Source organism: Syntrophobotulus glycolicus DSM 8271 (assembly GCF_000190635.1).
GTDB lineage: Bacteria > Bacillota > Desulfitobacteriia > Desulfitobacteriales > Syntrophobotulaceae > Syntrophobotulus > Syntrophobotulus glycolicus.
Genome location: NC_015172.1, coordinates 1,861,057 through 1,886,073 on the forward strand (window position 1 = coordinate 1,861,057; position 25,017 = coordinate 1,886,073).

The window sequence follows — 25,017 nt, forward strand, 5'->3', positions numbered from 1 at the left end:
TGAATATCTTCTGGACAAAGAAGTCCTCGAATTGTTTTCGAGGGTTTTTTTAATTTAAAAAAGAGGTGGAAAATATGAAAAAAATTGAAGCTATTGTTCGTCCGGCAAAGCTGGAAGAAGTAAAAGAAGCTCTCGGAAAATTTGGTGTCAAGGGAATGACGGTTACCAGTGTTATCGGTTGTGGTCTTCAGCAAGGCAAGACAGAAGTTTATCGCGGCAGCACTTATACGATCAATCTGCTTCCCAAGGTTAAGCTGGAAATCATTGTCCCTGACGATTTGGTTGATAAAGTCATTGATATTATTGTGAAAAATGCTAAAACCGGTGAAATCGGCGATGGGAAAATTTTTGTCTACGATGTCCTGAACGCTGTGAGGATTCGTACGGAGGAATCCGGAGAAGACGCAGTCTAACGGTTATCAGAATAGCGTATCTGCTCCTGCCCGCACATATGAACATGATGTTTTTCCAGGATATCGATTATTTTATAATTGATATCCTCTTTTATTTGCAGATATTGTTCACCATCAGTGGTCAAAGTAAAGTAATTGATCAATACCTGTAACCCTATATTGGAAATCTCGTTAAAGGTGACGACAATGTTATCCTGATGAATCTGTATAGAACCGTGAAGAACTTCTTTAATCTCCGCGATAACTTGAACGATCTTTTCGCCCGGAGTGTCATAAAATAAATTCAATTTGAGCTGAACCTGCTTTTTGCCCATTTTGGATTGATTGATAATTGACGAATTGGCCAGGTTGGAATTCGGAATCGTAACAAGAGCCTGATCTGCTCTTCTTATTTTTGTACTCCGAAAGTTAATATCTTCAACGGTCCCTTCGATTCCGCCGTCAACAATCCAATCTCCGATTGTAAATGGTTTATCAAGGATGATCACGACTCCTCCAAAAATATTGGCAACGGCATCTTTGGCGGCCAGGGCAAAGGCCAATCCGCCCAGCCCCAGTCCGGCAATAAGTCCGTTGACATTGTAGCCCCATTCCTGAATGATGATGAGAAAGGCAAAAGCCCAGGTAATAAATTTTAAAATTTTCGAGACGAAGGGAATCAGCATCTTGTCAACGTTCAATTGCAGTTTCGAGGATAAACCGGCAAAGATAAACGAAGATTGGGACTCCAGATTATTCAGCCCCCAGGCAATCGTCAGTATGAGCAAGGAACGCAGAATCTGATCCAAGATTTGTTCAAAACCGGCGGAATAATCAAAATAAGGAAGTGCTTTTATGGCCAGATAGAGGACGAAAAAGATGAGGAATGCTAAAGCAGGGCTTCTAAATGCCAGAAGGATATGAAAGAAATCTTTATGGTTTTGTTTAATATTTTTCACCATTTTAATCTCCCTGTTGCTTATTATGGAGGTATCAGTTCCTGGCAGCCATTTGATAAAACAAAAATCAGCATAATGAATTGAAAGTAATCATGATTTGTGTGTGAATTTCCAATTATGGTTTTCATTGAATGTTTCAGCAACAATTACCTGAGTAGAAAAGAAATAATGGCAAATAATAAGTACGACTCCAAACAATAAATGTTAAAAAAGGAGGGAAAAAAAATGGCAGACAGAAGTAGTAACAAGCCCGTAGTGTCTGGTGCAAATTCAGCTTTAGAACAGCTGAAGTATGAAGTAGCCAATGAATTAGGCGCTACATTGGGACCAGACCGTTCCGCACGTGAAAACGGTTCTGTTGGCGGCGAAATGACCAAACGTTTGGTTTCTTTTGCAGAACAGAATTTGAAATCCAAACAGATCTAACCGGTTGACAAAATACAATCCGGCACTGGGTGTTCCAAATAACTTGGAATACCCAGTGTTATTTTATTCTTCCGATAAATAGCCTTTTTGAACACAACTTGCCAAAAGCTTTTGAACCAAAGACCATATTTCCTCTGAGCCATCTTTAATATGCCCGTTTTTTTCATAAACCTGAGGGCTTTTTATCTCAAACTTTTTCCAGGTATGTCCTTCCGTTGTACAATTCAGCATGATTGGCTGCAATCTGTCTATAGAATTGGCATATTTGGATTCATTTGTTATCCTGCTGTCAAATTCCAACCATAAGCTTTGATATTCCTCAGCCTGGTCGGATGGCAATAAAGAAAATATTTTTTCCGCAGCCTTCCTTTCTCTTATGGACTTATCTTTGTTGCCTTCAATATCATAGACATGCACATCACCGGCATAAATTTCCACAATGTCATGAATTAAAAGCATTTTTATGACTTTGAAAATATCCAAATCTTTATCATTGGCATATTCCCTAAGGATAAGGGCCATAACTGCCAGGTGCCACGAATGCTCGGCATCATTTTCTTCTCTGGAATTATCGCTGATTCTGGATTGACGGATAACGTTTTTGAGCTTATCTATTTCAAAAATAAACCTGACTTGCTGCGCAATTCTGTTTTTATCCATTTCTTCTTACCTTTCTTGCCTGGACAATGTTTTTAGCTGGGAAAAAGTATAGATGCCCAGAGCAAACCAAATCAAACCGAATGTCACCGTCTCAACCGCCCTGAATTCTTCATGGTAGAAGAATACGCCAATGAACAAGCTCAATGTCGGGGTCAGGTATTGAATAAACCCCATTGTGATTAAAGGGACCTTCTTGGCGCCATAAGCGAAAAGCATCAGCGGAATGGCCGTAATGACTCCGGTGCCCCAGAGGAAAAGCAATTCGGAATAGGTTAAACCGCCGTAAACCTTAACTCCATGAAAATGAAGAATAAGCAAATAACAAACCGCTGCCGGAAAAACAATCATTGTTTCCAGAGTCAGGCCTGTAACGACATCAAATTGCACTCTCTTTTTCAATAAACTATAAATACTGAAAGTAAAGGCCAGAACAAGAGAAATAACAGGCAGCTTGCCATACGAAACCGTGGAGACGACCACACCTGTCAACGCGAAAAATAAAGCTGTGGCCTGCTGAACGTTCATCTTTTCTTTCAAGACAATCCGCCCAAGAAGAATGGTCAGTAAGGGATTAATATAATAACCCAGGCTTGCCTCAATGATATGATCGGTATTGACTGCATAAATGTAGGTAAACCAATTTAAGGTGATCATCAATCCGCTTAAAAAAATGATGCCCTTTTTTTCATTTCTCAAAACATCCCGGAAATAGTTTAGACGTTTTTGTCCAACAAGAATCAGAAAGACAAAAACAAAAGAGCAGATTATTCTGTTGGCAAGAATCTGATCGGGAGAAATTCCGGTTAGCTGTTTCCAGTATACAGGCAATGATCCCCAAAGAATGACGGCCAGGAAAACTTGACCGATTCCATCAGCGAAGATATTTTTCCGCCCGGTCATATGGTCCCCGCTCAGGATTTTCCGGCTTTCGCCCAGCTGTCTCTAAGCCCCAAAGTCCGGTTGAAAACAAGCTGATCGGCCTGATGGTCTTTATTGTCCGCGCAAAAATAGCCTTGCCTTAAAAACTGGAATGTCATTCCCGGTTTAGCATCTGTTATGCTTGGTTCAACCTTGCACCCCGCAAGAACAACTTTGGACTGAGGATTGATTTGGGACAGAAAGTCATTGTCCTTAGCTTCATCTTCCCCAGTGGATGCTTCCAAATCTTCACCCTTCAGCAGATAGTCATATAATCTGATTTCAGCATCTTTGGCATGGGCACAGGAAACCCAGTGCAGGGTTCCTTTCACTTTTCTGCCGCTGGTCAATCCCCCGCTCTTGCTTTCCGGGTCATAGGTACAGTGGATTTCCAGGATTTCTCCGGAATCCCCTTTGACCAGGCCTGTACATTTGATGATATAGGCGTGTTTGAGCCTTACTTCCCGGTCCGGAGCCAGGCGGAAAAACTTGCCGGGAGGGTTCTCCATAAAATCTTCCCGTTCGATATAGATTTCCCTGGCAAAAGGAACAATCCGTGTTCCGGCCTGGGAGTCTTCCGGGTTATTCTCCGCTTCCAGGTATTCAACCCGGTCTTCAGGATAATTGGTAATTACGACCTTAACCGGATTTAAAACGGCCATTACCCGGGGGGCTTTCGTATTCAAATCTTCCCGCAGGCAATGTTCCAGCATCGAAATGTCAACAAGACTGTTGGCCCGGGCAACTCCGATCCGTTCACAAAAATCCCGGATAGCTTCCGGAGTATAGCCCCGCCGCCGTAAACCGGAGATGGTAGGCATCCTTGGATCATCCCAGGAATCAACGGTCCCTGTTTCAACAAGCTGACGCAAAACCCTTTTGCTCATCACCGTATTGGTCAGATTTAACCTGGCAAACTCATACTGACGGGGCTTTTGTTTGGATTCAATTAATTCCTTGATCAGCCAGTCATAAAGGGGACGGTGATCTTCAAATTCCATGGTGCAGATGGAATACGAGATATTTTCCAAGGCATCGGATAAAGGATGGGCAAAATCATACATGGGGTAAATACACCACTTGTCACCTGTCCGATGGTGTTCTTCATGCATGATCCGGTAAAGAATAGGATCTCTTAAGTTAAGATTTGGCGAAGCCATATCAATTTTAGCCCGTAAAACTTTAGCTCCGTTGGGATATTTGCCTTCCTTCATTTCCTCAAAAAGTGCCAGGTTCTCTTCCACTGTTCTGTCACGAAACGGACTGTTCTTGCCGGGGTGAGTAAGTGTGCCCCGGTATGCTCTGGTCTCTTCCGCCGAAAGGTCACAAACAAACGCCTTACCCTTTTTGATCAGCTTGAGGGCAAATTCATATAGCTTTTCAAAGTAATCGGAAGCATAATACACCCTGTCTTCCCAGTCAAAGCCCAGCCATTTGACATCTTCCTTAATGGAATCGACATATTCTGTTTCTTCTTTACTGGGGTTGGTGTCATCAAAGCGCAGGTTGCATAAGCCGTTAAATTCTTTAGCTAAACCAAAATTGAGGCATATGGACTTGGCATGGCCAATATGTAAATAGCCGTTGGGTTCAGGCGGAAATCTGGTATGGACTTCCTTACCCGGATGATTCTCCCTGTCTTCAATAATGATATTGCGTATAAAGTTGGAATTTGCAGTTGAAAACGAAGTATTAATACTCAATACCCCCCTAAAATGATCTCTGAACTATCATTATAATCTATCTTAAAATGAAATCATAATCATTTTATAGAATAAATCGTAACCAGAATATAATGTTTTCAGATTAAATGATTCAATTGAATAATTAATAAGTATACTCTATTCCCGCCTATTAATAAACAAAGCAGCCGTCTGGTTTCTGACCGCCTATTGCCGCCGTATTTTTTGCCAGCGGCATACCACGCTTTCAAGCATATCGAGAACAATAAACAACACGGTGCCCAAGGCGCCCATCACAATGATCCCTGCAAACATTTCATCCTGGGCGGAGCGGCTCCAGGCATCCATAATGAAATATCCCAAACCCTGACTGGTGGCGAAAGATTCGGCAAAAAAGAGAACTGCTATCGCTGTCCCCATACTTACCCGCAACGCGGTCAGAACATCAGGCAAGGATGCCGGGATCAGGACATGGCGGTAGATCTGAAACCTGTTCCCGCCAAGCGACCGGAGAGAATCGATCATTTCGAAGGGGACTTTTTTTACCGCGTCTCTGGTTGTCACAAGAATCTGAAAGAACACAATGAAGGTAATTAAAAATACTTTAGAGATATCCCCCAGACCCAGAAAAAATAAAATCAACGGTAAAAAAACAATTTTGGGGACAGGATAGATCAGATAGACTACCGGCGCCAGTATTTTATCAAGTTTTGCTTCAAAACCCATGATTAATCCTAAAGGAAAGCCGATCAATAATGATAATACTGTTGAGAGAATAACGCGGAATGCGCTCACCTGCAAATGGCTCCCTAAATCACGGCCCAGTAAGCGGAGCGTCGCGGCAAAAGCCTCCTGGGGCGGAGGAAGCATCGGGGAGTGAACTAGCAAGGCCAATACATGCCAGAAGAGAATGATTCCTGCCCCGGCTAAGATGTATCCTCTGGCCCGGACCAGTATTTTTGAGGTCATGATTCAGCTCCCCCTTCCAGAAGAGCCCTGATTTGATTCGTTGTTTTAAAAAAATCTTCCGTATTCCGGTAAGTTCTTGAACCCATTCCGAGATTGGCGATTTCATTCAGGATAAAGGTGGGCTGCTTGTTTGCCAGAACAATGATCCGGTTCCCTAAGAAAACGGCCTCCTCAATACTGTGGGTAACCAAAACAGTCGTGATATCCCCTTTTTTCCAGATATCCAATAATAAATTCTGGAGCCTTTCCCTGGTCAGAGCATCTAAAGAAGAAAGGGGTTCATCCATCAGCAGTAAATCCGGCCTAAGGGTTAGAATTCTGGCGAGGGCAACCCTTTGTCTCTGCCCGCCGCTTAACTGGGAGGGATAATGTTTTCGATACTGCGCCAGTCCCATTTCAGCCAGAATGCGCTCGATCGTTTCTCTGGCGGCAGGAAGAGCTTCATGCCTGATTTTCAGTCCTAATCTGATATTCTCTTCAACATTTAACCACGGGAATAGACCGTATTCCTGCAAAATAAATCCGGTCTGACGGCGGGGCCCGGCGACGTCAGCACCTTCAATCATTACCCGGCCTGCGGTGGGCCTTAACAGGCCGGCCAGCAGGTAAAGCAAAGTGCTTTTACCGCATCCCGAGGGGCCAATCAGAACAACGCTCTCTCCCCTGTTAATCCTGAGGTCAAATTGATCCAGGACACGAATTCTTTTTTTGTCTTGTTGATAGTCCAATGTACAATCGGCAATTTCGATCACTACTTATACCTACTCTGCCTTGTCTTTAACTTTTTTCAATAAATTCATCCGTAACTAAATCTTCATAAGAATATTTCTGGCTCAATAAGCCCTTCCCTACCATCCAGTCCATCACACTGTCATAATTTTCTCGAATCGGCAGCTGTAAAGCGGAGAACTTCGGTATCGCATAACTTTCCTGCAAAGGCTCCGGAACATTTGCCTTTTCAACGACTAAAGAACGATACTGTTCAGGGTTGGCTGTGAGCATTTGGCCCGCTTCGCCGTATATCTGCAAAAGCTGCTTGATTTCACTGGATTTGTCATTGAGACTGTCCGTTCTGAATAAAACGACGGTTTGAGAGATATTTTTGTATGTATCGTCTCGAATTAACCTGGCCCCTTGCTGCTCGGCTAAGGCAGCAAGCGGATCCGGCAGACAGGCCGCCTTAATCTGATCGGTCAGAAGCAAGTCCTTACGAACAGGCAGCTTAGGAATGGACAGCTTTTTGATTTGATCTTCAGTTAAGCCGGCATCGGCCAGCATCTGATCAGTGGCATAATCAATAATAGAATTTTCGGATACACCGATTTCCACCCCGGCTAAGTCTTTCAGATCCCGGTAATTGGACTTTGGAGAAGCAAGGAGGGCAAATCTTCCTTCTTGAGGGACCGCTCCGAGTCCGATTGATACCACCTTGATCTCTGTACCGCCTTTTTTTAGAAGGCCGACCGCAACAAGATCCGCAATCTCTCCGTCAATCTGGCCTGCCTGCAGGGCCGTATCCCTTTCCTGGGCACTGGCAAAAGGGATCAATTCAACATTAATCTGATCTTTTTGAAATAAATTTTCCTTTTCCGCAACATAGAAAGGTAAATAATCCTCAATTGGCATTACCCCGATCTTGACGGTTTGAGCTTGCTTCGGAGTGCTGCAGCCGGTTATTGCTGCAAAGGTCAGTGACAAAAAAAGCATCAGGAATAACGGCAGTTTCTTCATTGTAAGACTCCTTAATTAAAATATCTGTCAACTAATAATATTAGGATAATCAGGGAAATTAATCAATTCATATTAATCTGATTGCTTTGCAGATACTCGAGGATTTTGTCCTTTTCATCCTGCTCGGCATGAGAGGTTGACAGGATAGATCCATTTTTTATCCCATTCCATTTCAGATATAGACTTTGATTAAAGGTTTCTTTAATAATAGGATCTTCATAATAAAGATTAATCACAATGAAATAGGGGTCTAAATTCAGCGGCTTATTTTCTTTCTGCGGGCTTTCGGGGTTTTCCAGAAAAATCGTCAAAGTTGCCGAAGCATCCTGAGGGATATCATTAACCAGCTCATTTTTTTCCACCGAAAATGGTTCCCCTTTCAGATCATGAGGAAGGACAACCGACTTGCTTAAAAGTTTTGTTGCAGGATGTTTGCCGACATTGGTCAGCTTTGTATTAAATTCCAGCTTCTCCAGAAGAACGACTTGCGGAGATTCTTTGAAGGTAAAATACGGCCTGTTGGCTTCCCTTTGCTCTTTCCAGGCCGTTACCGTAATGTAAACGGTGATCAAAGCCGTAACTGCCAGAATAGCCGTTGCTATTGTTCCTATGATATTTGCGTAATTGGAAAAATTTTTATTTTCTTTTGTCATCTTTTCCTCCAAAAAATTTTTTATCATGGTCATTATTTGCAGGAAGGTTTTGAACTAAACCAGAAGTATTTGGTAAATTAATTATGGTTATACTAATAGGAGTGTTGAGGATGAATTTTGAATTCAGCAAATCTTTTTTTTCTAAACGCCACACAATCTTTAGCACAAAAGGAGTTGTTGCTACATCACAATATCTTGCCGCGCAAACAGGATTGGAGATGCTTAAAAAGGGCGGGAATGCTGTTGATGCGGCTATTGCCGCCGCTGCCTGCCTTGTCGTGACCGAACCTGTTTCCAACGGATTGGGCGGTGATGCTTTTGCTTTGGTTTGGTCAAAAGGGAAACTCCATGGATTAAACTCCAGCGGCCCTGCTCCAATGAATCTCCATCCTCAAAAGATCTTCGGATTGTCAGCCGGTACAATCCCGGCTTATGGCTGGCTTCCTGTTACCGTCCCGGGAATACCGGCTGCTTGGAATGAGCTTTCCCGTAAATTTGGCAGGCTGCCCTTTAATAAATTACTGGAGCCTGCCGCAATTTATGCAGAGGAAGGCTATCCGGTATCCCCCGTTGTCAGTAATTCCTGGGAGAAAATCGCCGCAAAATACAAGGCGGAATTGAAAGGCCCTTTATTTAAGGAATGGTTTAAAACCTTCACAAATAACGGTCAGCCTCCCCGGGCCGGAGAAATTTGGAGATCCCCTGAAATGGCCTGTTCCCTCCGCCAAATCGGTGAAACTTCAGCCGCGTCTTTCTACCATGGTGAGCTGGCTGAACGCCTGATTGATTTTTCCAGGAGTACCGGAGGTTATTTGCAGGCGGCCGATCTTCAACAATACTCGCCCCAATGGGTTGATCCTATTTGTACAGACTATAAAGGTTATACCATATGGGAACTGCCTCCGAACGGTCATGGCTTGATTGTCCTCTTAGCCCTGAATATCCTTAAAGGCTTTGATCTGGATTCATTATCTGAAGCTCAGGTTTACCATACGCAAGTTGAAGCCTTGAAGTTAGCTTTTGCTGATGCTCTGGAATTTGTCTCTGATCCGGAAAATATGCAGGCATCGGTCCCGGTCCTATTATCAAATACTTATGCCGCCAAAAGAAGAAACCTGATCGGCAGCACCGCCAGGGACCCTTTTCCGGGTGATCCGTACAGCGGAGGCACAGTATATTTAGCCACAGCAGATTCAGACGGAATGATGGTTTCCTTGATTCAAAGCAATTACCAGGGATTCGGCTCCGGTCTGGTGGTCCCAGGTACCGGAATTTCCCTTCAAAACCGTGGCTGCGGATTCAATCTGATCCCTGGGCATCCTAATTGCCTTCAACCCGGCAAACGTCCATACCATACCATCATCCCGGGTTTTATTACGAAAGGCCATGACCCTATTGGTCCCTTTGGCGTGATGGGTGCTTATATGCAGCCGCAGGGCCATCTCCAGATCATTTCCAATCTGCTGGACAAGGGCTTAAATCCTCAAGCAGCTTTGGATGCGCCCAGGTGGCAGTGGATTAAAAATAAATCCTTATGGCTGGAGGAATCATTTCCGCTTGAACTCTCATCTGATTTGGCGCAATCAGGTCATGAAATCACAAGAAGTCCGGATACGGCTTCCTTTGGGCGCGGTCAAATCATCTGGAAAAATGGTGAGGTTTATGCAGCCGGTATGGAATCCCGCGCTGACAGTGCCGTTGCCTGCTGGTAAATCCAATCATGATCTCCGATTGAAGTTAAAAGTTCATCCCTGCTTTTTTACCATGTTGTGTAATTTGGGAAAGGATTTGAATAATGAAAATCTTATTTTTGCCTTTATTTCAAATGCCAACAGGTCATCATTCCGTAGCAAATGCCGTGATAAGGTCTTTAGAAAATAGGCTGCCTGAATTTGAATATGAAATCGTAGACTTTTTCAGCTATGCCGACAAGTTATTGGAAAAAGCTTTTCGTCTTGCTTATCTGACCTGGATTGACCATTCTCCCCAAACTTATGTTTGGCTTTATAAAAATTTTATGTATCCATCCAAATCCAATCTGCACCATAATCTATGTGAGTACAAATTTTTAGCAAAAATGAAAAACCTGCTGGATACGCAGGCTCCTGATTTGGTTGTTTGCACCCAGGCCTTGCCGTCCTTTCTGATCAACCGTCTCAAAGAGTATGGCGAAAGTACGCCCCCGGTCATCAATATTTATACCGACTTTTTCATTAATAAACTTTGGGGGATAACGGGTATTGATTATCATTTTGTTCCCGATCAAATGATCAAGGAAGAGTTGTCTGGAAAATATGATCTTTCTCCCGCTAAAATATTCGTGACCGGTATTCCTGTTGAGGAGTGCTTTAACCCTCACAAGATCCAGAAAAGTACTCCTCCCTATCATATCATTATTTCAGGTGGCAATGCCGGACTGGGGGATATTGAGCACCTGATTCAAAATATTGACAATGATGAAGAATACTTGTTTGCCGTTCTATGCGGCAACAATCAGAAATTATATCAGGAAATCTTGGCTTTGGAGCAAGAAAATATTAAACCTTTAAGGTATATTTCCTGTCGGGAAACCATGCTTAATCTTTATCAAAATTCTGACGCGATCATTACCAAGCCGGGTGGAGTAACACTGAGTGAGGCTTTGAGAATGCGTTTACCGATCTTTGTCCACTCTGCACTTCCCGGCCAGGAACAGGTCAACTTTGAATACCTTGCTAAATTGGGCTTACTTGATCAAATAGATCAGAACAAGTCCATAATTGACCAGCTGGATCTTTTTTTTCAGGATCAAAAAAGGCAGCTCCTTTGGCGGACCAAGGTTGAGGAATATCTTCGACCGATTGAATTCACCGCCTGGCAGAAAATTATTGATCTCTTGGAAGACTCCTTTGCCGAAAATTCTTTGCTGAGAGAAAATACGTTTTCTTCAGGAGCAGTATTAAGCAGAAAGGCTAATGATGAATAATTTTCTATTTTTATTCCTTTACTTCTTCATTCCTATCCTGTTCTTTTATTTGATTATTCCGGAAATATGCTTGCATATTCTAGGCTGGGGTTCTTGGAAAAGACAGTATACATCCGGTGTTGCTTTAACCTTTGATGACGGGCCTGATCCCAATTTTACGCCGTTGATTCTCGATTCTTTAGCAAAGCTGGGAGTGAAGGCCACATTTTTTCTGGTCGCCGAAAAAGCTGAGAACCACCCTGCGCTTGTCAGGCGTATCGTTCAGGAAGGCCATACGATCGGCTGCCATTGTTATGCCCACAGACATGCCTGGACAATGGGGCCGATGACAACAATTCGCTATTGGAAAAAAGGTCTGGCTTCCATTAAACAGCTTAGCGGTCATGAACCGGAATATATCCGTCCTCCTTGGGGAGGAGTCAATCTTGCTTTTTATTTATGGTGTAAGCTGCGAGGCAAACAAATTGTTCATTGGTCTATCCAAGGTCATGATTGGCTGCATACACAGACTCCGGAGAAAATCTTGCATGAAATTTTGCCTAAAATTAAAGCGGGATCCATCATTCTTCTTCACGACAGCGGAGGAGATTTCGGGGCGCCGCAAAATACTGTAGAGCTTTTGCCGAAATTGGTTTCGGAAATTTATCAAAACCTGAAGCTCCCTCTGGTTGAGCTTGAAATCCCAAATTGGAGCTTATACAGGCGAATTTTTTTTCGACTATGGGAACAGTGGGAACGCTTTTATGTCTGGTATTTTCACATTCAGCGGATCGATCCCTGTAATCTGTTCCGGCTTTCTTTAGCACGATACAAAGGTCCCAACCTTTATGATCATAAAGGAAACTTATTGGCTGCCAAAGGAGACCTGATCGGGGAAATTCATCTTGACAGCCTTCAGCTTCAATTTCACGAACAGGATTATCGCAAGATTGGAGTCAAGACTCTCCAACTGGCCCGCAAATCTTTTCCTGTATTGACCAAATTTATCTTCAATTCGCCCGATTATAAGGATATTAAGGTATATCTGGGTGTGACAATGCTCAGCAAGGCCGTGAAAGGCTTTGGTTTTCATGTTCAGGACTATCATTCTATCTTTAGCAGAATGACCGCTTTATTTCAAAAAATAATCATTAAAATATACCATCCCGGAGGAGGGCGGGAGACTTCAAGTTTGGGGGACAAGCCTAAACTGGTCTGGATCACCAGGGATACCCTGGCTGAAAAATATTTATGATGGTATTTCTTGATTTTGACTATGGATTAATAGTAAAATTCAGAGAATAATCAGATAAAAAGTTATTGGAGGGGTATTATGTCCAATGAGGGTTTTTATGGTGAATATGGCGGAAGCTTTGTTCCCCCCGAATTAAAAAACGTCCTTCAGACGCTGGCCGATACATTTGAAAAATTTAAAGGCAATCCTGAATTCAATGAAGAGCTGGATTATTATCTCCGGGAATATGTCGGTCGTCCCAATCCTCTGTATTTGGCGGAAAAGCTTTCCCATCAGCTCGGCGGGGCAAAAATATACCTTAAACGTGAAGATTTGAACCATACCGGAGCCCATAAGATCAATAACACGATCGGTCAGGTTCTTTTAGCCAAACGGATGGGCTTGAAAAGGATCATTGCTGAAACCGGAGCCGGTCAGCATGGAGTTGCAACCGCAACTGCCTGTGCGCTTTTTGATCTGGACTGTATTATTTATATGGGTGAAGAAGATACCAAACGCCAGGCCTTAAATGTTTTCCGTATGGAACTTTTGGGGGCGAAGGTTGTTCCCGTGACCAGAGGAACAAAAACACTGAAGGATGCGGTAGATGCCGCTCTGGAAGATTTGGTCATGAATCATCAGGATACCTTTTATATGCTTGGTTCGGCTGTCGGCCCTCATCCTTATCCCGCTATTGTGAAGCATTTTCAGGCGGTGATCAGCCGTGAAGCCCGCCGGCAGGTTTTAGCCAAAGAAGGCCGCCTGCCTGATGCCGTTCTGGCTTGTGTCGGCGGCGGCAGTAATGCCATCGGTATTTTCGCCGATTTTATCCCGGATCAATCTGTCCGCCTGATTGGGGTTGAACCGGCCGGCTATGGCATTGAAACCGGAAAACACGCCGCTCCGATAAGCGCAGGTAAACCCGGAATTATTCATGGTTTCAAATGTTACCTGATGAGTGATGAACAAGGTGAGCCCCTCCCCACCCATTCTATTTCCGCGGGACTGGATTATCCCGGAGTCGGTCCTGAACATAGCTATCTGCACGATACCGGGCGCGCCGAATATGTCCATATTACGGATATGGAAGCCTTGGACGCTTTCCATACACTGTCTAAGGTGGAAGGGATCATTCCCGCGCTGGAAAGCTCCCACGCTGTTGCCTATGCCATGAAACTTGCTCCAACCATGAGCAAGGACTCCATTTTGATCGTTAACCTCTCGGGACGCGGGGATAAGGATGTGCAGCAGATTTTTGAAATGATGCGGGATAAGCAATGAGGAAAACTCTGAGCACTCTGAACAACGGCTGATTAGTCTGTATGAACCGAAGCTGGCTCAATATCATCTTCACATTTGTAAACCGGTTTCATATTATAAACTAAAAAGCTTGGTGATTGGCATAACTTTAACATTACGTTTAATACAAAATGAGAAAATCAGTGCCGTATTATTTACAGTGGGCTCATCCATGCTGATTGTTTCCGCTCATTTAGATACTATAATTGAAATCCGAAAGAACCAAGGAATCCAAATAAGGTTTGTTCCCAGCCCTTCTCAAATTACGGCTGTTTCCTTCTGGATATTATTGGTCGGCAGCTTAATCGGAGCTTTGACCGCAACAATAAGACTATCTCAGCTAAAAAGAAGAAGATTCTTAAGAGTAACCACCGAACCCCTGCTGCCAAGTTTCTGGATATTTGCCGGTTCGTGGCTCTTATTTATCGCAAATATTGCTCTGGTTATAGGAACTCAACAAAAGGCAGAAAGCGGAGAGGAAATAACCATCGTATAAAAACGTCTGATTAGGCGATTAGGTCCTTGCTGAGCTGTACTGAAACTTTAAAGTTTCAACACAGCTTTCTTTTGGTTGAAAAGATGAGTTAAACAGTTAAGGCAAATGCTTCCTCCCCCTTGAACTCAGCCTTTGAACAATGCTATATTAACTTAGGATCATTTCCTCAGGGAAAGGAGGGATTGGATGAATAGAAAAGCTGTAGTCATCAACACCAATGATAATGTCGCCACTGTAGTTGAAAATGCCGAAAGCGGTGATGACATTAACTTTTTTCACGCGCGGGAAATGAAAAACATTGTCCTGAAAGACAACGTTCCCTGCGGACATAAAATAGCGATTAAGCCTATTGTTAAAGGCCAGGATATTCTCAAATATGGTGAAAGCATCGGCAAAGCCCTGCAGGATATCAGGATTGGCGAACATGTTCATGTTCATAATATTGCCAGCAATCGGGGCCGCGGAGATTTGAATTGAAGCAGGAGGAAACAACAATGAATTTTAAAGGATATCAGCGTCCTGACGGTAAAGTTGGAATCAGAAATCATGTAGCGGTACTTCCTACTTCCGTCTGTGCTTCAGTGGTTGCCATGAATATCGCCGCTCAGGTACCGGGAACCATTGCCATCAATAATCAGCATGGCTGCTGCCAGGTTGGCGCCGATTTTGAACAAACGGTTCAGACTTTAATCGGTCTGGGTAAAAATCCTAATGTAGCCGCTGTTCTTGTGATCGGCCTTGGTTGTGAAGGTGTCCCCATCCGCACGGTTGCTGAAAAAATAGCTGAAACAGGTAAACCTGTGGAAACACTGATTATACAGGAAAATCAAGGCACACTGAACACCGCTTCCTTAGGGATAAAAGCAGCCAGTGCCCTGGTACGGGAAGCTTCCCGCCTTATTCCGGAAGAGTTCCCCGCCAGTGAATTATGTTTGGCAGTGGAATGCGGGGGTTCCGACTTTACTTCCGGGCTGGCCTCCAATCCGGCTTGCGGAATTGCTTCTGATCTGATCATCGGGGCCGGAGGAACTTCCATGCTTTCAGAAACGACCGAATTTATCGGAGCTGAGCATATTCTTGCCAAGCGGGCTCGAACTCCCCAAGTAGCGGACAAGCTGCTGAAGATTGTCCTGGATTGTGAAAACCGCGCGAAAGCCCAAAAGGTTGATTTGCGGGGAAGCCAGCCAACACCGGGAAATATTGAAGGCGGGATAAGCTCTATTGAGGAAAAGTCCCTTGGCTGTATCTATAAAGCAGGGTACACTGCCCCGATTGAAGATGTCTTGGACTATGGCCGGGAACCGTCAGGTAAGGGCTTGTACGTCATGGACACCCCCGGTCAGGATGTTGAATCCATGACCGGAATGGTTGCCGGGGGCGCAACGGTGATTATCTTTACGACCGGTCGCGGCACACCGACAGGCTGTCCAATATCCCCGGTCATTAAAATCACCGCTAATGCCGAGGCTTACCAAAATATGGCCGATAATATCGATATTGATGCCTCCTCCGTAATCAGAGGGGAAAAAACGATTGAAGATATGGGGCGGGAAATCTTCAACGAAATTTTAGAAGTTGCCCGCGGAAAAGTGACTAAGGCGGAAAGTCTTGGTCATAATGAGTTTGGGATCTTCAGGATTGCTTCGACATTTTGACTTTCACCTGTTGTTTGATCCCCAAATTTGATCAAGAGTCTTTTGTATTTTTACTAAACCAAGGGATTGATCGCACGACAGACAGTTACAACGACAAAGGTTGGACTGTCTGTCTTTTTTTTATCCCCTATAATTGCCGCCCTCAATAATTTTTGCCCATACATACATTTATGGTGAGAAAATTGCCCAGACTATTTCTTAACAATTCGCGATGATCTGCATAACTTATAAAGGACATCAATCATTGTCAAAATTACGAACGAGTCAGGAGGATTCACCCATGTGCGGAATTGCCGGCTGGATAGATTGGGAAAATGATTTGCGCTCCTCGGCACAGGTCATGGAAAAAATGGTGGATACGATGGTGCCAAGAGGACCGGATGCCCGAGGAATATGGCTTGATGAACATATTATTTTCGGTCATAGCCGCCTTGCCGTTGTCGACATTGAAGGCGGCAAACAACCGATGCTCAGAAAGAAACACGATTGCTCATATCTCATCACCTACAATGGTGAGCTCTATAATACTGAAGATATTCGCAAAGAGTTAAAAGAATGCGGCTATACTTTTCAGGGTCACTCAGATACAGAAGTTCTTCTGCTCTCTTACATAGAATGGGGTACTGACTGTGTGCAAAAATTAAACGGTATTTTTGCTTTTGGCATTTGGGACACGAAGAACCAGTCTTTATTTTTGGCCCGGGACAGAATCGGAGTTAAACCATTATTCTATACCGTTCAGGATGGGTCGTTGATCTTCGCCTCTGAACTTAAGGCTCTTCTTGCTCATCCCAAAGTTCCCGCCAAAATAGATCTGGAAGGATTGGCGGAAGTGTTTTTGATTGGGCCGGCCCGGACACCGGGATTTGGGGTTTTCAAAAACATTGCCGAAATCAGGCCCGGCTGGTCCGTATTCTATACCAGAGACGGCCTGACAACCCGTCAATACTGGCAGTTACAGGGAAGTCTCCATCAGGATGATTTCGATACAACAGTAGAGAAAGTCCGGACACTGGTTATTGATGCCGTAAAAAGACAGTTGGTTTCCGATGTTCCTATTGGAGCACTGCTTTCCGGAGGTTTGGATTCGAGTATCATTACTGCTATTGCCGCGGAATCGTTTCGGAAGGAAAATAAAGGCTGTCTTCCCACTTTTTCTATTGATTATGTCGGGAACAAAGAGCATTTTAAAGCGAATGCTTTTCAGCCCGATCCTGATGCGCCCTGGGTTGAAAAAATGGAAAAAGCTTTCCGCACCAATCATCGTTATTTTTATCTCGAAACCGATGATTTGGTCAAAGCCTTAGAGGACGCCGTGATGGCCAGGGACCTTCCGGGAATGGCTGATATAGACTCTTCCCTCCTGCTCTTCAGCCGGAAAATCAAGCACAATGTCACCGTCGGTTTATCCGGTGAATGTGCGGATGAAGTATTTGGAGGATATCCCTGGTTCCACAGACAGGAAGCGCTTCGCGCGGAAACATTCCCCTGGGCGATGTTCCCGGAAACAAGACTTCATGTAATGGCGGAAGAACTGATCGCCAAAATAAACCCTCAGGAATATATCAATGCCAGATATTCCGCAGCGCTCAAGGAAGTCCCGGCAGGACCGGATGAGCTGTCTCCCGCGGAAGATAACTTAAGAAAAATCGGTTATCTGACTTTAACCAGATTTATGCCGACGCTTCTGGACCGGAAAGACAGAATGACCATGGCTACCGGTTTGGAAGTCCGTGTGCCGTTCTGTGATCATCATATTGTTGACTATGTATGGAATATCCCCTGGCAGATCAAAAACTACAAAGGGCGGGAAAAAGGTCTTCTTAGGATGGCAGCCCAGGGAATTTTGCCTGAAGATGTGTTATGGAGACGCAAGAGCCCCTATCCAAAAACGCATCATCCGGGATTCCTGAAGGCCGTAAGCTCAAAATTACAGGATATCATTAATGATCCTTCTTCTCCTCTTTTGCCGTTCATTAATAAAAACCATGTCCTTGATCTTCTTGCCAACCCGATAAGCACGGCCAATAAACCCTGGTTCGGCCAGCTTATGGATACGCCCCGCGTTTTCGCCTACCTTATTCAAATGGATTTTTGGTTCAGACACTATGGGATCAGTGTGGAGACATAAAAAATAAAATGAAACGCCTAAAAATAATCTTTTTAGACCATCGGCAATTATATTACTGGTCAAACATTTAACTTTCTTCTGCTTCCCTTTTACTTTTGATAAAATCCACCAAAACAGGATCTTCTTCTTCTCCGATATTATTGATCAAATTTGTCAGACCAGGTAAGACCGTTTGCTCTTCGGAGGGGGCGGGTGTCTCTGCTGTCTCTACAAGCTCAAAACTTATCTGAGTTGCGGGTTTTTCGGAATACAAATCGTTAAGATTAAAATCCTCCAGATTAAAGCTGTTAAACTGCGGTATCGTACTGCCTGTTACCTGATTGCTGATTTCACTGTCCAAAATCTCAGTTTCCTGAATCAAGCTCTTTGGAATTCCCGCCTGGTCCTGACTGGCGGCCACCTCTTTTAATACACCGGCGTCCTGGGGAACTCCGGTTTCTTTCCTGATTTGCGGGATGAAAGCATTATTATTTTTAAGCAGGGTACTTCTGAGGGCATTTTTGACAGAGGCATTCCTTTCTTCGGGAGAGACCTGGCTGAGTACCCGCCAAAGATCAAAATCTTCATTTTCTGAGATATAAATGATTAATAAACCTGATGTTTTCATGTTTAATCAACATTTACTTTTCTGGTTAAATTATGAACAAGATTAGCGGCCATAATCCGAAACCCTGTGGCATTGCCGAATTGAGGGTCGTCAATTAAGACCTTGTTTTCAAGATTCAAATATTCAAAGACCATTTCCCCCACTTTGCCCGCTACAAGCACAGTGTGAATCCGGCCGGCCATTGGCTTGAGTGTTTTCATCACTTCACGGGAAATATCCGCTGCCAGTTGGGATAACATTTTTTTCATGACGGGATTTAGATCAATGGCCCCGTTATTCCATGGATATAGGCCTTTATTGACACGAAAAACCTTATCCAGTTCTTTGTCGTCAGTTTCAATTGGATTGGTATGATCATTCGTCATTTCCTTGAGCTTTTCCGCCACTCCGGCATAGGCCCATTGCAAGCCCTTTTCAATACTGAAGGAATTTGGGGGATCAAGCATGATTCCGTCATAGAAGGTTGCAATATCCGTAGTTCTGAATCCGGGATCAATGACCACAACGTAGCCGCCCAACAGCTTTGGATTGATGGGCTGGGCTTTTTCCGTAATGGTTTCTTTTATGTAGACGCCATAACTCTGCGGCAAAACTCTTGATCTCAGTATATTCATACTTCTGGTTTGACCCTTAAACGGTCCGGAAAGAAAGGTAACCGAGAAAGAACCTTTCAGTTCCGCCTCGTACTTATCCTTTAACGGTGCGTAAAATTTGACCGGTACCCCTGTTCCCAAATAAATGTTGGTCTTCGGATAAGGCTGGGCCAAAGCTAAGGCAACAATTAAAAGGGCCATGGCTTCTTCATCAGTTGATTTATCTTCATCCCAACAATAGTGGGCTTCTTTCGGATTCAGGCTTTCAGCCAGGCTGCCCATAAAATAATGTCTTTCCACTCCGGATGAATTATTGCGAACAATAACATCAAGAGAGGAAACCTGCTTTTCAATCTCTGTCCCTTTATCCGGTTCAGTTTTTCCCAAGGTAGAGAAAATCCTCTCGCTGCCATTGCAGATCACAGCCGGAAATAGAATCTTCGTGTCACCGATATCAAGCTTTATCGCTCCGAATCCTGGATCAGCTCCAGCAACCAGAATATCATTTTCAAACACTATCTTTCCTCCTTGTTCAACAAAGATCACTTTCTTATTTGAGAATCTAGCTATTTTACTCATTGTATACTATTATTTGACTCTTGGGAAGATTTTTAACCTGAGTCCTCTCTGTGTTTGTCTTCTCCTGATAGGGATTTGTTTAATGACCTCAATCTTTATCCTTGAGTGAAGAATATTCCTGCTTTTGAAGGAAAAAATAATATATGGTTTTGAGGAAAGGAGTAACAAAATATGATTATTGCCACGATTCGAACCATTATTCTCTATTTGGTTATCGTCATCATTATTCGGATAATGGGCAAAAAACAAATCGGACAGCTTCAACCATTTGAATTGGTAATTATTCTGATGATTTCAGAGCTGGCGGCTATTCCCAGTCAAAACATTGGGATCCCCTTGAGCGCTGGGCTGCTTCCTGTGATTGTTCTTCTGCTGCTGGGCATGACTTTTTCCTACATTACTTTGAAAAGCGAAAAAGCCAGGGCCTTGATCTGCGGTACTCCTACCATATTAATCGAAAAAGGAAAAATTATTGAAAAGGAGCTTGTCGACCTCAAATATAATCTCAGCGATCTTCTTGAACAATTGCGAGTGAATAACATTCCGAATATTGCTGATGTTGAATATGCTATTTTGGAAACAAACGGCCAGTTAAGTGTGATTCCCAAAACCGATAAACGCCCTTTGACTCCTGCGGATATGAACATACATCCTGCCTATGAAGGGCTTCCCTCTATCCTGATTATGGATGGGATTGTCCAAAAAAGGAACCTGGAAAGATCAAACGCCAATCTTACCTGGCTAAAAAATGAATTAAACAAAGCAAATCTTAAGGTCAATGATGTTCTGATTGCCAGTCTGGACAACCAAAATCATCTTTATTTCCAAGCAAAAAAATCCAACAGTTGAGAGGAGGAAAATCTATGCGATCTCTTCTGGCTATCTTTTTGGGCTTTGTCCTGCTGATCTCTTTGTCTGTTTTTACTTTCCATAAATTGGAGGAATCCTATTCCATCATCAAAACCGACTTGGATCAAGCCCAGGAATATATTGCCGCTGAAAAATGGCGGGAAGCAGAAAATCTTACCCGAAAAATTGACGCCTACTGGACAGAGACCAAGAAATGGTGGGCCATATTGCTTGATCACGAAGCTTTGGACGATATTGAAATATCGATCAAAAGGCTGGAAACCTTTATTGAGACCAAAGAAAAGCCTTCATCTTTAGCGGAATTGGAAACCCTTAAGGTTCTGGTCAAAAAAGTTCCGGAATCAGAATGCCTGCGCTTGAATAATATTCTATAAGATCAGATATTGAAAACAGATCTTGCGTATTCTATGATAAAAGCAAATATTTCGTCGTCTTGCTAAGAGACCAGATCATATGATCATTTATGATTAGGGGCACTGCTTTGGAAAAATATAAACCCTGGCAATTCATCAGTTTATTTTATAGAGAAATAACGGAGACAGGTTTGTTGAACCTTGGGGCACAGATCACATATTATGTTATCTTGGCCTTTTTTCCTTTTCTGATTTTTCTCCTCACTCTGACAAGCTATATTAATCTGGCTGATGTCAATATTTTGGATGATCTGTCTCATATCGTACCGCAGGAAAGCTATCAGATCATTGCCGACACCCTCAAGGAAATCATGAGCGTCCGCCGCAATACCACCCTGCTGTCTTTAGGTTTCCTGGCATCCCTGTGGTCGGCTTTAAACGGCATTCATGCCCTGATGACGGGAATGAACAGCGCCTACGGCAAAAAAGAGACCCGCTCTTTTTTGCTGCAAAAATTTACGTCCCTGAACTTTCTGATTGTCTTTTTTCTGGCCATCGTACTGTCTTTTCTCTTATTAGTCCTAGGCCGGGAATTGGAAGAATTTCTGCAAATATTGTTAGGCAACTTAAATATGATCACTTTCCTCTGGCAAAAGCTTCATATTGTTTTCCAGTTTGTGTTTCTAATCCTTACCTTCCTGTACCTGAACAAACTGGCCACAGGAAAAGCTTTCACTTATGGGCAATTATTGCCCGGTTCTCTTTTTGCCGCCATAGGGTGGGTTGTAATCTCCATGGGATTTTCCTTATATCTGAAGTATTTCAACAATTACTCACCGGCTTATGGCAGTATCGGCGGGATCATTATTCTGTTGCTTTGGCTTTACTGGAGCAGTGAGATGATTCTTTTCGGCTGTGTTTTGAATTCTGTCATCATGAAAGTAAAAAATCCGCAAGAACAAATCATGAAGAACTCCTAAAGCTTTGAAAAATCCAGTGTGGCAAAATAATCGTCTATGGTTTCCGCCCGCCTGATCAGTTGGATACTGCCGTCCTCTTTGAGCAGAAGCTCCTGGGAACGGAGTTTGCCGTTATAGTTAAAACCCATGGCATGACCATGCGCTCCGGCATCATGGATGATGATGAGATCACCGGGATCAAGCGGAGGCAGGCTTCTGTCAACCGCGAATTTATCGTTATTCTCACAGAGACTGCCTGTGACATCATAAGTCTGATCATAGGGCAGATCCTGTTTGCCGGGCACAGTGAGATGATGGTAGGAGCCATACAGTGCCGGCCGCATTAAATCAGCCATACAGGCGTCTAAGCCGATATAATTCTTATAAATTTCTTTTTTATGCAGAACCTTTGCAACCAGATATCCGTAAGGGCCGGTGATCATCCGCCCGCATTCCACCGCCAGTTTAAGCGGGTGCAGATGTTTGGCCGCAATCATATCGTCGTAAACCTTATGGATTTCCCGGCCAAGGTATTCCAGATCGACAGCGGTATCTTCCGGACGGTAAGGAATACCGATTCCACCGCCCAGATCTACAAATTCAATATTGATGTCCAGCTTTTCTTTGATTTCAGCCACCAATTGGAACATCATCCTGGCGGTTTCAATAAAGAAATCCGGATTAAGCTCATTGGAAATAATCATGGTGTGGATCCCGAATCTTTTCGCCCCTAAACTTCTGGCTTTCGCATAGCATTCGAAGAGCTGTTCTCTGGTTACCCCATACTTTGCTTCCTCGGGATTGCCGATAATGGCGTTGCCGCCAGAACGCAACGGACCGGGATTATAGCGAAAACAGATCATTTCAGGCATTCCGATATGCTGATGAATAAAATCAATATGGGAAATGTCATCAAGGTTGATCAGAGCTCCGAGCTCTTTGGCCTTCACGAATTCATTGGCCGGAGTATCATTGGAAGTAAAAACAATGTTTTCACCGGTGATCCCTGTTTTCTCCGCTAAAATAAGCTCAGACAGGGAACTGCAATCCGCACCGATTCCCTCTTCCGCCAAAATCTTCAGCAAATATGGATTAGGAGCTGCCTTGACTGCATAATACTCTTTAAATCCCGGGTTCCAGCTGAATGCTTTTAAAAATCTGCGGGCATTTTCCCTAATGGCTTTTTCATCATAAAGGTGAAAAGGGGTCCCGTAAATCTCAGCGATTTCTTTGATTCTCTCATTGGAAAAAGGCAGCTCTTTTTTCTTCATTAAATTTTCCTCCAAAAAAAATATTACGGGTATCTACCCGTAAACCTCAAAAAATATCGTTATTTTTTCCATAACTTACAAAGGTTTGCAGATAGCTCTCCATCCTGCCGGATGACAGGCATGAATTTCTTCAAGACATGCCCAGCGATAATTCCGCCGCAAATTACCGCTTCGGCGGTCATTCCTTTCAGTACCCCTCTCTGCCCGGCCGGCTAAGAGTACCTACTGATCATGGACCGCACCTCTATCCCGATGCTTTATTTTCATTATGATATCATACTTCAGGCAAATCGACAATATTAGAAAATATCATCCTGAATATCCGTTTCTTCTTCCCCGTCCTGTTCCTGATACAGAGATTCTATTTCAGGAAGATCCTGAATGGAGTTGAGGCCAAAATGGATCAGAAATTTGCCGGTGGTCCCATATAAGATGGGGCGTCCCGGTGAATCCTTACGGCCAACATCCTGGACCAGTTCTTTTTCCACCAGTGTCGCTAAGGCTCTGTCTGATTGCACACCCCGGATAAAATCAATTTCTCCTCTGGTCACAGGCTGCTTATAAGCCACGATGGATAATACCTCTAAAGCCGCGTTGGATAATCCTTGAGACGGCTGTTTATAAAGCACTTCAATGTATTTTGAGTAGGGAGATTTTGTTCCCATTTTATAACCCTGCTCAACCTGAATAATGGTCAAACCGCAGGCGGTATCTTCATAGCGGCTTCTCAGCAGCTCAATGATTTCCAGAACAGTTTCGGAGGAGATTTCCAGAATCTCCGACAATTTTTCAATGGTCAGCGGTTCCTTGGCTACAAATAACAGAGCTTCAATTGCAGCGGTTTCAGGCTCCTGAAACAACATCAGACCGACTCCTCCTCAATAAAATCCCAGGCTTTTTCCGTTGGAACAAGGAAGAAATCATTTGCCGTACCGCTTTGTTCAGAGCGGATGATCCCATCTTTCAGCAGCTCCAGCAAGGAAAGAAAGGCAATAATGATTTCTATCCTGGTATGTAAGCGTAATAATTGTTTAAAGCTGACACCTTTAGGATGGAGGATGATTCTCTTTAGAATATCCCTGATCATGAGCTCTAAGGGAACCTCTTCAATCTGAATAAATTGAATATCCTCACCCTGCTCAGCCTTCACAAGGATTTCCTGAAATGCTTTTACAATGCTGTCAAGTTCAATTCCTTCCAAGGGGTTCGGCAGTTTAAGAAAAGACATGATCTCTTCCTCACTGGGTTCCCGGAAATATTTCATTCCGGAAATGGTTTCTTTTTCCGCAAGAATGCCTGCGGCCAGTTTATAATCCCTGTACGCAACCAATCGTTCAATCAGGTTTTGTTTCATCTCCTCTTCTTCCAGAATGATCTCGTCATTCTTTTTTGATTTGGGCAAGAGAGAAGAAGATTTCAGAAACAACAATTGGGCCGCCAGAACAAGGAACTCTGAAGTCACATCCATATCCATTTTTTCCATCAGACGTACGGTTGCGATAAATTGATCGGCTATTGAGGCAATTGGGATATCATAGATATCGAGTTTATGCTGCTGGATAAGATGCAGCAGCAGATCAAGAGGACCCTGAAAAACCGGAAGCTCGATATAGGGTGAGGTTTTGCTTCCATTCAT

The 25,017-nt window shown here is 43.6% G+C and carries 26 protein-coding genes and 1 riboswitch; of the genes, 13 read left to right on the top strand and 13 right to left on the bottom strand.

Going from position 1 to position 25,017, the window contains the following annotated elements; all coding sequences use genetic code 11:
• Positions 1–74 precede the first annotated feature (74 nt).
• Complete coding sequence (locus tag SGLY_RS09100) at positions 75–413, top strand: P-II family nitrogen regulator (RefSeq protein WP_013624995.1); 339 nt, start codon at positions 75–77, stop codon at positions 411–413.
• On the opposite strand, the gene SGLY_RS09105 is transcribed toward SGLY_RS09100, so the two are convergent.
• Positions 410–1,354, bottom strand: a complete 945-nt coding sequence (locus SGLY_RS09105) for a mechanosensitive ion channel family protein (protein ID WP_013624996.1) — start codon at positions 1,352–1,354, stop codon at positions 410–412. The genes SGLY_RS09100 and SGLY_RS09105 overlap by 4 nt on opposite strands.
• 222 nt (positions 1,355–1,576) lie before the next feature.
• Here SGLY_RS09105 and SGLY_RS09110 point away from each other — a divergent pair, with 222 nt between their 5' ends.
• On the top strand, positions 1,577–1,777 hold the full coding sequence (locus SGLY_RS09110) for an alpha/beta-type small acid-soluble spore protein (protein WP_013624997.1): 201 nt from the start codon (positions 1,577–1,579) through the stop codon (positions 1,775–1,777).
• A gap of 63 nt (positions 1,778–1,840) precedes the next feature.
• Here the strand turns inward: SGLY_RS09110 and SGLY_RS09115 are convergent, their stop codons facing one another.
• From SGLY_RS09115 to SGLY_RS09145, 7 genes are all read right to left on the bottom strand, one after another.
• Positions 1,841–2,437: an HD domain-containing protein gene (locus tag SGLY_RS09115; RefSeq protein ID WP_013624998.1), complete on the bottom strand. Its 597-nt coding sequence runs from the start codon at positions 2,435–2,437 to the stop codon at positions 1,841–1,843.
• A 6-nt stretch (positions 2,438–2,443) separates the two neighbouring features.
• Positions 2,444–3,337: an EamA family transporter RarD gene (gene rarD, locus SGLY_RS09120; RefSeq protein WP_013624999.1), complete on the bottom strand. Its 894-nt coding sequence runs from the start codon at positions 3,335–3,337 to the stop codon at positions 2,444–2,446.
• 11 nt (positions 3,338–3,348) lie between these two features.
• On the bottom strand, positions 3,349–5,058 hold the full coding sequence (locus tag SGLY_RS09125; RefSeq protein ID WP_013625000.1) for a glutamine--tRNA ligase/YqeY domain fusion protein: 1,710 nt from the start codon (positions 5,056–5,058) through the stop codon (positions 3,349–3,351).
• A gap of 186 nt (positions 5,059–5,244) precedes the next feature.
• Positions 5,245–6,006: an ABC transporter permease gene (locus SGLY_RS09130; protein WP_013625001.1), complete on the bottom strand. Its 762-nt coding sequence runs from the start codon at positions 6,004–6,006 to the stop codon at positions 5,245–5,247.
• Positions 6,003–6,758, bottom strand: a complete 756-nt coding sequence (locus SGLY_RS09135) for an ABC transporter ATP-binding protein (RefSeq protein ID WP_013625002.1) — start codon at positions 6,756–6,758, stop codon at positions 6,003–6,005. Before SGLY_RS09135 ends, SGLY_RS09130 begins: the two co-directional genes overlap by 4 nt.
• 25 nt (positions 6,759–6,783) lie before the next feature.
• Positions 6,784–7,737 (bottom strand): ABC transporter substrate-binding protein, encoded by a 954-nt coding sequence (locus SGLY_RS09140; RefSeq protein WP_013625003.1) that lies wholly within the window; start codon positions 7,735–7,737, stop codon positions 6,784–6,786.
• 62 nt (positions 7,738–7,799) lie between these two features.
• The gene (locus tag SGLY_RS09145; protein WP_013625004.1) at positions 7,800–8,390 is read right to left on the bottom strand and encodes a hypothetical protein; all 591 of its coding nucleotides are present in this window, start codon (positions 8,388–8,390) and stop codon (positions 7,800–7,802) included.
• Between the two features lie 110 nt (positions 8,391–8,500).
• On the opposite strand from SGLY_RS09145, the gene SGLY_RS09150 reads away from it, so the two are divergent.
• From SGLY_RS09150 to asnB, 8 genes are all read left to right on the top strand, one after another.
• The gene (locus SGLY_RS09150; RefSeq protein ID WP_013625005.1) at positions 8,501–10,102 is read left to right on the top strand and encodes a gamma-glutamyltransferase family protein; all 1,602 of its coding nucleotides are present in this window, start codon (positions 8,501–8,503) and stop codon (positions 10,100–10,102) included.
• Positions 10,103–10,185: 83 nt separating this feature from the next.
• A complete protein-coding gene (locus SGLY_RS09155) occupies positions 10,186–11,355 on the top strand; it encodes an MGDG synthase family glycosyltransferase (RefSeq protein ID WP_013625006.1) in 1,170 nt (389 codons plus the stop codon).
• Positions 11,345–12,589: a polysaccharide deacetylase family protein gene (locus SGLY_RS09160; protein WP_242822940.1), complete on the top strand. Its 1,245-nt coding sequence runs from the start codon at positions 11,345–11,347 to the stop codon at positions 12,587–12,589. The genes SGLY_RS09155 and SGLY_RS09160 overlap by 11 nt, the downstream gene beginning before the upstream one ends.
• A 78-nt stretch (positions 12,590–12,667) precedes the next feature.
• Entirely contained in the window at positions 12,668–13,849 is a 1,182-nt protein-coding gene (gene trpB / locus SGLY_RS09165) for a tryptophan synthase subunit beta (RefSeq protein WP_013625008.1), read from the top strand.
• 112 nt (positions 13,850–13,961) lie between these two features.
• Complete coding sequence (locus SGLY_RS09170) at positions 13,962–14,363, top strand: hypothetical protein (RefSeq protein WP_148228110.1); 402 nt, start codon at positions 13,962–13,964, stop codon at positions 14,361–14,363.
• 186 nt (positions 14,364–14,549) lie between these two features.
• Positions 14,550–14,840, top strand: coding sequence for a UxaA family hydrolase (locus SGLY_RS09175; protein WP_013625009.1), 291 nt, complete (start codon positions 14,550–14,552; stop codon positions 14,838–14,840).
• A 17-nt stretch (positions 14,841–14,857) separates the two neighbouring features.
• Positions 14,858–16,018 carry a UxaA family hydrolase gene (locus SGLY_RS09180; protein WP_013625010.1) on the top strand — a complete coding sequence of 387 codons (1,161 nt, stop codon included), beginning with the start codon at positions 14,858–14,860 and terminating at the stop codon, positions 16,016–16,018.
• Positions 16,019–16,298: 280 nt separating this feature from the next.
• On the top strand, positions 16,299–18,149 hold the full coding sequence (asnB, locus tag SGLY_RS09185; protein WP_013625011.1) for an asparagine synthase (glutamine-hydrolyzing): 1,851 nt from the start codon (positions 16,299–16,301) through the stop codon (positions 18,147–18,149).
• A 67-nt stretch (positions 18,150–18,216) separates the two neighbouring features.
• On the opposite strand, the gene SGLY_RS09190 is transcribed toward asnB, so the two are convergent.
• On the bottom strand, positions 18,217–18,756 hold the full coding sequence (locus SGLY_RS09190) for a hypothetical protein (RefSeq protein ID WP_013625012.1): 540 nt from the start codon (positions 18,754–18,756) through the stop codon (positions 18,217–18,219).
• A gap of 2 nt (positions 18,757–18,758) precedes the next feature.
• The gene (locus SGLY_RS09195; protein WP_013625013.1) at positions 18,759–19,865 is read right to left on the bottom strand and encodes a ParM/StbA family protein; all 1,107 of its coding nucleotides are present in this window, start codon (positions 19,863–19,865) and stop codon (positions 18,759–18,761) included.
• A gap of 234 nt (positions 19,866–20,099) precedes the next feature.
• On the opposite strand from SGLY_RS09195, the gene SGLY_RS09200 reads away from it, so the two are divergent.
• The 3 genes from SGLY_RS09200 to SGLY_RS09210 all read left to right on the top strand — a co-directional run bounded on the left by SGLY_RS09200 (position 20,100) and on the right by SGLY_RS09210 (position 22,131).
• Positions 20,100–20,777, top strand: coding sequence for a DUF421 domain-containing protein (locus SGLY_RS09200; RefSeq protein WP_013625014.1), 678 nt, complete (start codon positions 20,100–20,102; stop codon positions 20,775–20,777).
• A gap of 14 nt (positions 20,778–20,791) precedes the next feature.
• Positions 20,792–21,172 (top strand): DUF4363 family protein, encoded by a 381-nt coding sequence (locus SGLY_RS09205; protein WP_013625015.1) that lies wholly within the window; start codon positions 20,792–20,794, stop codon positions 21,170–21,172.
• 89 nt (positions 21,173–21,261) lie between these two features.
• Positions 21,262–22,131, top strand: coding sequence for a YihY/virulence factor BrkB family protein (locus tag SGLY_RS09210; RefSeq protein ID WP_013625016.1), 870 nt, complete (start codon positions 21,262–21,264; stop codon positions 22,129–22,131).
• Here the strand turns inward: SGLY_RS09210 and lysA are convergent.
• The 3 genes from lysA to SGLY_RS09225 all read right to left on the bottom strand — a co-directional run bounded on the left by lysA (position 22,128) and on the right by SGLY_RS09225 (position 25,017).
• Entirely contained in the window at positions 22,128–23,381 is a 1,254-nt protein-coding gene (lysA, locus tag SGLY_RS09215; RefSeq protein WP_013625017.1) for a diaminopimelate decarboxylase, read from the bottom strand. The two genes, SGLY_RS09210 and lysA, sit on opposite strands and share 4 nt — an antisense overlap.
• A gap of 84 nt (positions 23,382–23,465) precedes the next feature.
• Positions 23,466–23,636: riboswitch (Lysine riboswitch) on the bottom strand.
• A gap of 44 nt (positions 23,637–23,680) precedes the next feature.
• On the bottom strand, positions 23,681–24,244 hold the full coding sequence (scpB, locus tag SGLY_RS09220) for an SMC-Scp complex subunit ScpB (RefSeq protein ID WP_013625018.1): 564 nt from the start codon (positions 24,242–24,244) through the stop codon (positions 23,681–23,683).
• A complete protein-coding gene (locus SGLY_RS09225; protein ID WP_013625019.1) occupies positions 24,244–25,017 on the bottom strand; it encodes a segregation and condensation protein A in 774 nt (257 codons plus the stop codon). Before SGLY_RS09225 ends, scpB begins: the two co-directional genes overlap by 1 nt.

Coding starts and splice junctions, on each gene's coding strand:
- SGLY_RS09160 (WP_242822940.1), top strand. CDS start 11,345: ATGATGAATAATTTTCTATTTTTATTCCTTTACTTCTTCATTCCTATC.
- asnB (WP_013625011.1), top strand. CDS start 16,299: ATGTGCGGAATTGCCGGCTGGATAGATTGGGAAAATGATTTGCGCTCC.
- trpB (WP_013625008.1), top strand. CDS start 12,668: ATGTCCAATGAGGGTTTTTATGGTGAATATGGCGGAAGCTTTGTTCCC.
- SGLY_RS09190 (WP_013625012.1), bottom strand. CDS start 18,756: ATGAAAACATCAGGTTTATTAATCATTTATATCTCAGAAAATGAAGAT.
- SGLY_RS09175 (WP_013625009.1), top strand. CDS start 14,550: ATGAATAGAAAAGCTGTAGTCATCAACACCAATGATAATGTCGCCACT.
- SGLY_RS09130 (WP_013625001.1), bottom strand. CDS start 6,006: ATGACCTCAAAAATACTGGTCCGGGCCAGAGGATACATCTTAGCCGGG.
- SGLY_RS09150 (WP_013625005.1), top strand. CDS start 8,501: ATGAATTTTGAATTCAGCAAATCTTTTTTTTCTAAACGCCACACAATC.
- SGLY_RS09225 (WP_013625019.1), bottom strand. CDS start 25,017: ATGAATGGAAGCAAAACCTCACCCTATATCGAGCTTCCGGTTTTTCAG.
- rarD (WP_013624999.1), bottom strand. CDS start 3,337: ATGACCGGGCGGAAAAATATCTTCGCTGATGGAATCGGTCAAGTTTTC.
- scpB (WP_013625018.1), bottom strand. CDS start 24,244: ATGTTGTTTCAGGAGCCTGAAACCGCTGCAATTGAAGCTCTGTTATTT.
- SGLY_RS09110 (WP_013624997.1), top strand. CDS start 1,577: ATGGCAGACAGAAGTAGTAACAAGCCCGTAGTGTCTGGTGCAAATTCA.
- lysA (WP_013625017.1), bottom strand. CDS start 23,381: ATGAAGAAAAAAGAGCTGCCTTTTTCCAATGAGAGAATCAAAGAAATC.
- SGLY_RS09105 (WP_013624996.1), bottom strand. CDS start 1,354: ATGGTGAAAAATATTAAACAAAACCATAAAGATTTCTTTCATATCCTT.
- SGLY_RS09100 (WP_013624995.1), top strand. CDS start 75: ATGAAAAAAATTGAAGCTATTGTTCGTCCGGCAAAGCTGGAAGAAGTA.
- SGLY_RS09210 (WP_013625016.1), top strand. CDS start 21,262: ATGATTAGGGGCACTGCTTTGGAAAAATATAAACCCTGGCAATTCATC.
- SGLY_RS09140 (WP_013625003.1), bottom strand. CDS start 7,737: ATGAAGAAACTGCCGTTATTCCTGATGCTTTTTTTGTCACTGACCTTT.
- SGLY_RS09180 (WP_013625010.1), top strand. CDS start 14,858: ATGAATTTTAAAGGATATCAGCGTCCTGACGGTAAAGTTGGAATCAGA.
- SGLY_RS09205 (WP_013625015.1), top strand. CDS start 20,792: ATGCGATCTCTTCTGGCTATCTTTTTGGGCTTTGTCCTGCTGATCTCT.
- SGLY_RS09115 (WP_013624998.1), bottom strand. CDS start 2,437: ATGGATAAAAACAGAATTGCGCAGCAAGTCAGGTTTATTTTTGAAATA.
- SGLY_RS09145 (WP_013625004.1), bottom strand. CDS start 8,390: ATGACAAAAGAAAATAAAAATTTTTCCAATTACGCAAATATCATAGGA.
- SGLY_RS09200 (WP_013625014.1), top strand. CDS start 20,100: ATGATTATTGCCACGATTCGAACCATTATTCTCTATTTGGTTATCGTC.
- SGLY_RS09155 (WP_013625006.1), top strand. CDS start 10,186: ATGAAAATCTTATTTTTGCCTTTATTTCAAATGCCAACAGGTCATCAT.